The organism is Micromonospora sp. RV43 (assembly GCF_001029515.1).
GTDB classification, from domain to species: Bacteria; Actinomycetota; Actinomycetes; order Mycobacteriales; family Micromonosporaceae; genus Micromonospora; species Micromonospora aurantiaca.
Genome location: NZ_LEKG01000236.1, coordinates 1 through 9,020 on the forward strand (window position 1 = coordinate 1; position 9,020 = coordinate 9,020).

General features: G+C 74.7%; 8 protein-coding genes and 1 riboswitch. Of the genes, 3 read left to right on the forward strand and 5 right to left on the reverse strand.

Going from position 1 to position 9,020, the window contains the following annotated elements; translation table 11 throughout:
* Window positions 1–123: 123 nt before the first annotated feature.
* Complete coding sequence (locus ABD52_RS34300; RefSeq protein WP_047894476.1) at window positions 124–1,386, reverse strand: aminotransferase class V-fold PLP-dependent enzyme; 1,263 nt, start codon at window positions 1,384–1,386, stop codon at window positions 124–126.
* Window positions 1,387–1,431: 45 nt separating this feature from the next.
* A riboswitch (SAM riboswitch) is annotated at window positions 1,432–1,554 on the reverse strand.
* Window positions 1,555–1,577: 23 nt separating this feature from the next.
* On the opposite strand from ABD52_RS34300, the gene ABD52_RS34305 reads away from it, so the two are divergent.
* Window positions 1,578–3,128, forward strand: a complete 1,551-nt coding sequence (locus ABD52_RS34305) for a PrsW family intramembrane metalloprotease (protein ID WP_191971266.1) — start codon at window positions 1,578–1,580, stop codon at window positions 3,126–3,128.
* A gap of 27 nt (window positions 3,129–3,155) precedes the next feature.
* On the opposite strand, the gene ABD52_RS40375 is transcribed toward ABD52_RS34305, so the two are convergent.
* Window positions 3,156–3,314: a hypothetical protein gene (locus ABD52_RS40375; RefSeq protein ID WP_162881441.1), complete on the reverse strand. Its 159-nt coding sequence runs from the start codon at window positions 3,312–3,314 to the stop codon at window positions 3,156–3,158.
* A 118-nt stretch (window positions 3,315–3,432) separates the two neighbouring features.
* Window positions 3,433–3,780: a co-chaperone GroES gene (locus ABD52_RS34310; RefSeq protein ID WP_013288840.1), complete on the reverse strand. Its 348-nt coding sequence runs from the start codon at window positions 3,778–3,780 to the stop codon at window positions 3,433–3,435.
* A gap of 172 nt (window positions 3,781–3,952) precedes the next feature.
* Here ABD52_RS34310 and ABD52_RS34315 point away from each other — a divergent pair, with 172 nt between their 5' ends.
* The gene (locus ABD52_RS34315) at window positions 3,953–5,227 is read left to right on the forward strand and encodes an AI-2E family transporter (RefSeq protein WP_030272135.1); all 1,275 of its coding nucleotides are present in this window, start codon (window positions 3,953–3,955) and stop codon (window positions 5,225–5,227) included.
* 52 nt (window positions 5,228–5,279) lie between these two features.
* On the opposite strand, the gene ABD52_RS34320 is transcribed toward ABD52_RS34315, so the two are convergent.
* Window positions 5,280–7,421 (reverse strand): ATP-dependent DNA helicase, encoded by a 2,142-nt coding sequence (locus ABD52_RS34320; RefSeq protein ID WP_047894478.1) that lies wholly within the window; start codon window positions 7,419–7,421, stop codon window positions 5,280–5,282.
* Window positions 7,422–7,545: 124 nt separating this feature from the next.
* On the opposite strand from ABD52_RS34320, the gene ABD52_RS34325 reads away from it, so the two are divergent.
* Window positions 7,546–8,052: a DUF402 domain-containing protein gene (locus tag ABD52_RS34325; RefSeq protein WP_013288837.1), complete on the forward strand. Its 507-nt coding sequence runs from the start codon at window positions 7,546–7,548 to the stop codon at window positions 8,050–8,052.
* Between the two features lie 6 nt (window positions 8,053–8,058).
* Here the strand turns inward: ABD52_RS34325 and sigJ are convergent.
* On the reverse strand, window positions 8,059–9,020 hold a 962-nt coding region (sigJ, locus tag ABD52_RS34330; protein ID WP_368665028.1), incomplete at its 5' end, for an RNA polymerase sigma factor SigJ.

Consider the following 9,020-nt stretch of genomic DNA (forward strand, 5'->3'; position numbering starts at 1 on the left):
GCCCCGGCTCCCGCGCTCCCGCCCTGGCGCCCTGTCGCGTTGATCAAGGAGTTACCGGACTCCGAGGAGATCAACCAGTGCACAAACTCCTTGATCACCGCTCGAGGTGCGGTGGGGAGAGGGCTAGGGGAGGTGGGTCAGGGCGGTCAGGAGGGTGTCTACCTCCGGCTCTGTGGTGCCCAAGCCGAGGCTGGCGCGCAGGGCGGTCGGGGGCAGGTCGGTGCGGCCGGTACGGGCGGAGGCCTCGGCCAGCAGACGCCGGGTCAGCGGGTGCGCGCAGAACAGGCCGTCGCGAACCCCGATCCGGTGCCGGCTCGCCAGGTGGGCGGCCACCTCGGCGGAGTCCCGTCCGGCGACCACGAAGCTGACGATGCCCACCCGCGGCGCTTCGGGGGAGAACATGCGCAGCTCCACCACGTCCGGCAGCGCGGCCAGGCCGGTACGCAGCCGGGCCAGCAGCGCCTGTTCCCGGGCGTGCAGCGCGTCCCGGTCGGCCGTGCCGAGCGCCTCGCAGACAGCGGCGAGCGCCACCGCACCCAGCAGGTTCGGGGTGCCGGCCTCGTGCCGGGCCGGGCCGGTCGTCCAGCGCACCTCGTGCGTAGCGGCGCCGACGTGGCTGGTGGCGCCGCCTCCGGCCAGGTACGGCGGGGCCGCGTCCAGCCAGTCCGCGCGCCCGGCCAGCACGCCCGCGCCGAACGGGGCGTACAGCTTGTGCCCGGACAGGGCCACATAGTCCACGTCCAGCGCGGTCAGGTCGACCGGGGCGTGCGGGGCGAGCTGCGCGGCGTCGACCAGGATGCGGGCGCCGTGCCGGTGGGCCACCCGAGCCAGCTCGGCGACCGGCCAGCACTCGCCGGTGACGTTGCCGGCGCCGGTGACCGCGACCAGCACGGGCAGGCCGGGCCGGGCGTCGCGGGCGAGTTCGCCGAGCGCCGCCGCGAGGGACCGGACCGCTCCGGCCGGGCTGTCCGGGACCGGCAGCCGTACCGAGCCGCGCGGCCAGGGCAGCAGGTTGGCGTGGTGCTCGCCGCCGAACGTGATCACGGTGGTGCCGGCGGGCAACGCCCGGGCCAGCAGGTTCAGCGCGTCGGTGGTGTTCCGGGTGAAGATCACGTGGTCGTCGGGGCGGGCGCCGAGGAAGTCGCCGACCGTCTGCCGGGCCCGCTCGTACGCCAGTGTGCAGCGTCGCGACAGCGCGCCCGCGCCGCGGTGCACGCTCGCGTACCAGGGAAGAAGCCCGGCCACCGCGTCGGCCGCGGCCCGCGCGCACGGCGCGCTGGCGGCGTGGTCCAGGTTGATCTCCCCCGGTACGCCGAGCACGCCGAGCGGGTCGGGCCGGACCGGCGCGGGCAGCACGGGCAGTGAGGGTACGAGGGTGACGGTCATGCCGGAGCCTCCCGGGTCACAGAACCCCAGGTGGTGCCGGGACGGGGTCCGCGCTTGCCCGGCGCGCGGAGCGGCACCGGGCCCGGTCATCACCCGGGGCACCCCACCGCGAACCTCGACGAGGGTTGCCGGCCAGCAAGCCGGGGCTTGACGCTGGCGCTCGTGACCTGTCCGGGAGCATAGCCCTCACGATGCGACCGGACCAGTGGGTCGCAGGTGACTACGCTGACCGCATGGCCGACACCCCGCCCGGCGCAGCCCCGCCGCCACCGCATGCGCCCGCCGCCCCGCCGGGGGCGCCGACGCCCCGGATGCCGCTGCGCCGGCTCGGCTGGCGGCGCTTCCTGGTGCTGGCCGGCGTGGTGCTGCTGATCGCGGCCGGTGCGCTGTTCATGGTGTTCACGCTCGGCGAGAGCCTGGGCGCCGAGGCGCTGCTGATCGGCGTGATCGCGGCGATCCTGCCGGTGCCGGTGCTGGTCTTCTGCTTCCTCTGGCTCGACCGTTACGAGCCGGAGCCGCTGAAGTATCTGATCTTCTGCTTCGCCTGGGGCGCCTTCGTCTCCACCGCGATCTCGCTGCTGGTGAACACGGCCAGCGCGGGGCTGTTCGAGGACCGAGGGCTGCCGGTCGCGCTGACCGCGGTGCTGGTCGCGCCGTTCATCGAGGAGCTGACCAAGGCGGCCGGTCCGCTCCTGGTGCTGATCTTCCGGCGGCGGGAGTTCTCCGGGATCACCGACGGCCTGGTCTACTGCGGGCTCTCCGCGGTCGGCTTCGCCATGGTGGAGAACATCCTCTACCTGGGCGGGCACGGCTACCGCGCCGGCGCCGACGAGTACGGCCCGGCCACCGGCGCGCAGCAGGTGATCGCGATCTTCATCGTCCGGATCCTGCTGTTCGGCTTCGCCCACCCGCTGTTCACGTCGATGACCGGCGTCGGGCTGGGCGTCGCCGCGCGTACCGCCGACCGGCGCGTGCGGGTGCTCGCGCCGCTCGCCGGGCTGCTGCTGGCGATGATCCTGCACGGCACCTGGAACCTGCTGCCCTCGCTGGCCCAGGCCACCGGGGAGGTGGTGATCGTGCTCTACGGCTACATCGGCGTGATGGTGCCGATCTTCTTCGCGATGGTCGGGCTGGCGGTCTGGCTGCGCGCCTGGGAGGGCCGGCTGACCGAGCGCACGTTGCCGGACTACGTCCGAGCGGGCTGGCTCACCCCGCCCGAGGTGGCGGCGCTGGGCAGCCTGGGCCGCCGGCACGCGGCGCGTACGTGGGCGCGCCGGGTCGCCGGTGACGGCGGGGTACGCGCGATGCGCGGCTACCAGTTCGCCGCGACCCGCCTGGCGCTGCTGCGCGACGGGATGCGCCGGGGACTGGACCGCAAGCCGGAGGAGCGGGAGCGGACGGCACGGGAGGAACGGGAGCTGCTGGACGCGATCACCGCGTACCGGTCGTTCTTCGTCGGTCGCGACCCGCAGGCGCCGGTCGGGGTCTGGGACGGTCAGCGCTACCACCTGCGGTTCCCGGACGGTTCGCAGCGTCCGGTCGAGGCGCCGGACGACCCGGTGGTGCCGATCCCGGTGGTGCTGGCCCAGCCGCCCGCCTTCCCGCAGGGCGGCTACGGTCCGGGCGGCTGGCACGGCGGCCCGGGCGGTCACGGCCCGGCCGGCTGGCACGGCGGCCCGGGTGCCGGGCACGGACCGGGCGGCTGGTACGACCCGGGCGCGCCCTGGCATCCCGGGCGCTGAGGCCGGGCGGCTCGTCGGGGGCGCCGGTCAGCTCATCAGGCCGGTCAGGAAGTCGCCGAGCCCCTGGGCGATGGCCATCAGCGCGCCGCCGATGCCCTTGAACACCTGCGCCGCGCCGTCCGGCCGGAACGCCATGAAGTAGATCAGGAACGCGAGGAATCCCCAGGCGAGGATCTTTTTGATCACTACCGGCATGGTGTCCCTCCCCAGGGCGCGCTGAGGTGCCTGGGCTTCCCGCCGGGCAGCGCCGCAAACAGCACCGCCGCAGAGCGACCGGCACCGGAGCGCCGCAACAGGTAAGGACCTACAGGTAGAGACCGGTGGAGCCGGCGGCGGTGCTCTCCACCCGCTCGGCCGCCACGGCGTGCACGTCCCGCTCGCGCAGCAGCACGTACGCCCGCCCGTGCAACTCGACCTCGGAGCGGTCGTCCGGGTCGAACAGCACCCGGTCACCGGCCACTATCGCGCGGACGTTCGGCCCCACGCCGACCGCCGTGGCCCAGGCCAGCCGCTTGCCCACGGCTGCCGTCGCGGGGATCACGATGCCGGCGGTGGAGCGGCGTTCCCCCTCCGCACCCTCGGTACGCACCAGCACGCGGTCGTGCAGCAGGCGGATCGGCAGCCCGGCGTCGAGACTCTGGTCGGCGGTCACGCGAAGACGCTACCGCGTGCCCGTCGGTCGATCCCGGCGTGGTTGGCGAGAGCGCCGGGCGGGCAATGTGTGGCCGAGTCGCCCTAGGGTGGGGCGTACGGACGTATCCTGTGCCCCCTGCGACCTGGTGGGGCTGATTTTGCCGGAGGTGCGCTTGAGCCGCTTCGAGCGGATGCGCGGACGGCTCCGCCGCGCGTACGAGTCGGGCCGGGAGGCGGCCCGGACCCGGCGGGCCGCCGCGGACACCGGGGACGCCGGAGTGGCCTCGCCCGCCGCGCCGGGGCCACCCGCCGCGCCGGAGGCGGTGGTCGTGGGCGCCGCGTCGCCGGCGGCGTTGCACTCCTCGACTGTGAGCCGGGACGACACGGAGGTGCCGCACGCGCTGCGCATCGCCGCCGCGTGGTGCTGGCGCCTGATCGTGATCGGCATCGTGACCTGGGCCCTGCTCAGGATCGTCGGCACCATCAGCATCGTGATCATCCCGTTGACCGTCGCGCTGCTGCTCTCCGCGCTGCTCGCCCCGGCGGTCGGCTGGCTGCTCCGGGCCCGGCTGCCCCGCTCGCTGGCGACAGCAGTGGTGCTGGTCGGCGGCCTGGCCGCCGTCGTCGGCACGCTCACGCTCGTGGTCAACGAGTTCATCAAGGGCGTACCGGAGCTGAGCCAGAAGTCCTCCGAGGGCGTCCGGCAGATCCAGGACTGGTTCAAGACCGGCCCGCTGCACCTGTCCGACAGCCAGCTCAACCGCTACATCGACGAGGCGCAGAACTGGATCAACGGCAACACCGAGCGGTTCACCAGCGGTGCGATAAGCACCGCCGCCACGCTCGCCGAGGTGCTCACCGGCACCGTCCTGGTCCTGTTCGCCACGTTCTTCTTCCTGCGCGACGGCAACAACATCTGGCGGTTCCTGGTCCGGCTGCTGCCGGTGGCCGCCCGCTGGAAGGTCGACGACGCCGGTCGCGCGTCCTGGGCGACGCTCGGCGCGTACGTGCGGGCCACCGTCCTCGTGGCGTTCATCGATGCGGTCGGCATCGGCATCTTCCTGGTGCTGTTCGACATCCCGTTCGCGTTCCCGCTGGCCGCACTGGTCTTCCTGGGCGCGTTCATCCCGATCGTCGGCGCGTTCCTGTCCGGCGTGGTGGCCGTGCTGGTGGCGCTCGTCGACAGCGGCCCGGTGACCGCCCTGATCATCCTGGGCGCGGTGATCGGCGTGCAGCAGGTCGAGGGCCACGTGCTCCAGCCGCTGATCATGGGCCGCGCGGTGGCCATCCACCCGCTCGCCGTGATCATCGGCATCGCCGCCGGTGTGGTGCTCGCCGGCATCGCCGGTGCGCTGGTCGCGGTGCCGCTGATCGCCGTCCTCAACACCGCGGTGCGCCGGCTCGCCGCGCGTACCGTGCCGGACACCCCGCCGGACGCGGTGGTGGTCGCCTCCCAGGCGCCCTGACCCGGCAAGACCCGCCGACGCCCGCGTCACCCCGCCCGGGGAGGCGCGGGCGTCAGCTCTTGGCGAGTCGTTCCAACGCGCCCCGGGCCACCTCCGGCCGGGTGGTGTACCAGAACGGCGGCAGCGAGCGGCGCAGGAACGGGCCGTACCCGCGCGCCGTCTCCAGCCGCGAGTCGAGCACCGCCACCACGCCCCGGTCGCCGGTGGCCCGGATCAGCCGGCCGACACCCTGGGCCAGCCGGACCGCCGCGATCGGCACGCTCACCGCCGCGAAACCGGACCCGCCACCGGCGTCCACAGCCGCCGCCCGCGCCGCCGCGAGCGGCTCGTCCGGACGGGGGAACGGCAACCTGTCGATCACCACGAGCTGGCAGGCGTCGCCCGGCACGTCCACCCCCTGCCAGAGCGACATCACCCCGAACAGGCAGCTCTCCCGCACCTCGCGGAACCGGCGCACCAGCAGCGGCAGCGCCTCCTCGCCCTGGAGCAGCACCGGCAGGTTGGTCCGCGCGCGGACCAGCTCCGCGGCCTGCTGCGCGGCCCGTCGCGACGAGAAGAGCCCGAGGGTACGACCACCGAGCGCCTCGACCAGCGCCAGCAACTCCTCACCTGCCGGTCCGGGCAACCCGGAGACGCTGGGGCGGGGCAGATGCGCGGCGACGTACAGGATGCCCTGCCGGGCGTAGTCGAACGGCGAGCCGACGTCGAGCGAACTCCAGCCCGGCCCTTCGGTCGCCGGGACGGTGCCGACCGACGCGCGGCTGCCCTCGGCGGCGGCCACCGGCGTGACCGGGGAACGGCCCGCGGCGGCGGCGGTGGCGATCGCGGCGGCGGCCGGTGACGGCGGGGCGGGCGGAGGCGCGTCCAGCCCCAGCGCCCGGGCCACGGTGTCGAAGCGGCCGCCCAGCGCCAGTGTCGCCGAGGTGGCGACCACTGTGCGCTCGTCGTACAGGTGGGTGGCGAGCGTGCCCGCCACCGACAGCGGCGCGACGACGAGCGCCCGGCGACTGCCGTTGTCCGGCTTCTCGACCCAGGCGACGTCGTGGTCGGCTTCCTCCAGCAGCCGCTGGGCGGTGGTGGACAGTTCGTCCAGCACGGCCTTGGCCTGCTGCTTGCGTACCGGATCGGGGTCGTCGGCCTTCACGTCGCCGATCCCCTCCAGCGCGGCCCGGGTCGCCGAGTCCAGCAAGGTGCACGCCTCGCGCAGCGCGGGCGGCAGACCGGCGGTGAGCCGCCCGGCCGGCGCCTCGGCCAGCCCCACCGCGAGCGCGTCACCGGCCTCGGTGAGCCGTTCGGCCACGTCCGGGCGCAGCAGGGGCCGCGCCCGCCGGGTGGATCTGTCGATCAGCTCCGGCACCAGCTCGGCCTGGGCGGCCGACGAGACCCGGTCGGCCAGTTCGTGCGCCTCGTCCACCACGAGCAGCCTGTGCGGCGGCACGATGTGCCGCCCGGCGAGCATGTCGACGGCGAGCAGGCTGTGGTTGGTGACCACGATGTCGGCCTCGCGGGCGCGTGCCCGGGACGCCTCCGCGAAGCACTCCTGCCCGAACGGGCAGCGGCTGGCGCCCACGCACTCCCGGGCCGGCATGGAGACGCTGCGCCACACCTGGTCGTCCACGCCCGGATCCAGCTCGTCGCGGTCGCCGGTGGCGGTCTCCTCGGCCCAGTCGCGCAGCCGCTGCACCTGCTTGCCCAGCCGGCCCGCCTCACCGAGCCACTTGGTGCCGCCGTTGCCGGAGTGCGGCGCGTCGAACAGCGCGTCGTCCGGCTCGTCCTCGACCGAGCTGTCCAGCCGGGCCAGGCACAGGTAGTGGTGACGCCCCTTCAGCACGGCGAAGGTCGGGCGGCGGCCCAGCACCGGCTCGACCGCGTCGGCCAGCCTCGGCAGGTCGTGCTCGACGAGCTGGGACTGCAACGCCAGCGTGGCGGTGGAGACCACCACCGGCCCGTCCACTGTGAGCGCCGGAGCGAGGTACGCCAGGGACTTGCCGGTGCCGGTCCCGGCCTGCACCAGGAGATGCTCGCCGGAGGCGATGCTGCGCTCGATCGCCTCGGCCATCTGCTGCTGACCCGGCCGGGCCGCGCCACCCGGAACCGCGCCCACCGCGGCGGTCAGCAACTCCCCGGCACCGGCGCGGCCCTTGCGGCGCTTCTTCGGGACGGCCGGGCCGGTGGCGGTGCGGGACGGGGTCACCGTGCGACCGTACCCGCCGGCACCGACGGCGGTCCGGCCGCTCCGACGGCGTGGCGGGACGGCGGGTCGCGTCCGGTTACCTCCCGATCGCGTGGCGTGGCCGGAATCGGTTAGGGTGCCAGGCATGCCGAGCGATGTGGTCCGCGTGATCTACCGCAAGTACGACGGCAGCGCACACCGCGACTACCCGGCCCGCCGGCTCGCCGAGGACGATCTCGGCGTCTGGCTCGGCGTGCCCGCCGGCACCGAGTCCGTCTACCACGGCCGCCCGTCGGTCGAGCAGATCCCGTTCGTCCTGCTGGTGCCGCACCACGGGTGGTGGACCGGCATGTTCAACCCGCCGCCGCGCACCAGCGAGGTCTACTGCGACATCGCCACCCCGGCCCGCTGGGAGGGTGAGGAGACGGTCCACCTGATCGACCTCGACCTGGACGTGGTGCGCCGCCGCGAGACCGGCCTGGTCGAGCTGCGCGACGAGGACGAGTTCGCCGTGCACCGGGCCCGCTGGGGCTACCCGGACGACGTGGTCACCGAGGCCGAGGCCGCGTCCCGCTGGCTGCTCGGCGCGCTCGGTGACGGCACCGAGCCGTTCGCCACGTCGTACCGGAAGTGGCTCGCACTGGTGGTCTGAGCCGGCTCACCAGCGCGGCGGCCAGACGGCGTCCGGCCCCAGCGGCGGCAGCTCGCCGACCTTGGCCGGGTTGAGCTGGTTGAACACGCCGGTGACCCGCCCCTCGTGGATCGCGAACGAGGTGACCATCCGAATGGTTCGCCCGTCCCGGTGGAAGAACTCCGTCTGCCATCCCAGCGTGCCGTCCACCAGCACCGGGCGTCCGCGCAGGCCACCCCGCTGCCGGGCCTGGCCGTAGAGGCCGAGCAGCAGGCGGCCGACCGACTCCACACCGACCACCGGCCGGCGACCGGCCGGGAAGTGGCCGCCGGCGTCGCCGATCGACACCACGTCCGGGGCGAGCACGCGGACCAGCTGCTCCAGCTCACCGGACTCCACCGCGGCGGCGAACGCGGCGAGCACCCGCCGCTGCTCGGCGAGGTCGGCGCTGTGCCGGGGCGCGTCCGGCCCGTGCACCGCCCGGCGGGCGCGCGACGCCAGCTGACGGGCCGCCTCCGGCGTCACCGCGAGCACGTCCGCCACGTCGGAGAACGGCACCGCGAACACGTCGTGCAGCACGAACGCCACCCGCTGCTCCGGCGTCAGCCGCTCCAGCACCACCAGCAGCGCGGTGCCGAGCTGGTCGGCCCGTACCGCCCGCTCGGCCGGGTCGGGCGCGAACCCGTCCGCCGCCGGCCCCGCTGTCACCACCGGCTCGGGAAGCCACTGACCCGGGTACGCCTCCCGGCGCACCCGGGCGGAGCGGAGCACGTCCAGGCAGATCCGGGAACAGGTGGTGATGAGCCAGCCCCGCAGATCGCGTACGCGGGCGCGCTCCCCCGGGTCGCTCAGCGCGCCGGAGAAGCGCAGCCAGGTCTCCTGCACCGCGTCCTCGGCCTCGCTGCGGCTGCCCAGCATCCGTTGCGCGACCGCCAGGAGACGCCCTCGTTCCGCCTCGAACTCCCCCGCAAGCTCGTCCACCCCTACAT